Genomic DNA, 316 nt, shown 5'->3' with positions numbered 1-316 from the left:
CCCCCCCCCCCCCCCCCCCCCCCCCCCCCCCCCCCCCCCCCCCCCCCCCCCCCCCCCCCCCCCCCCCCCCCCCCCCCCCCCCCCCCCCCCCCCCCCCCCCCCCCCCCCCCCCCCCCCTTTTCAAGCATAAGACGGCATACGAGATCAGGCGCCATGTCTCGTGGGCTCGGAGATGTGTATAAGAGACAGGGTAGACACCGCGGACTTAAAATCCGCTGCGCCCTCACCGGCGCGTGCCGGTTCGATCCCGGCCTCGGGCACCAATCCCCTTCTCTTCTTTTTCTTGCTCCCGCTGCCTCACGAAGCGTGGCACGCG

1 tRNA gene is annotated in these 316 nt (G+C 74.4%); it reads left to right on the top strand.

The features are described from left to right. Nucleotides 1-164: 164 nt before the first annotated feature. A tRNA-Leu gene (locus JHD73_RS28510) sits at nt 165-263 on the top strand. The last annotated feature ends 53 nt before the right edge of the window (nt 264-316 follow it).

Origin of the sequence: Ralstonia sp. ASV6, from assembly GCF_016429285.1 — a bacterium.
In the GTDB taxonomy this organism is placed as follows: Bacteria; Pseudomonadota; Gammaproteobacteria; order Burkholderiales; family Burkholderiaceae; genus Ralstonia; species Ralstonia flaminis.
This window is presented reverse-complemented; position numbering and strand designations above follow the sequence as displayed.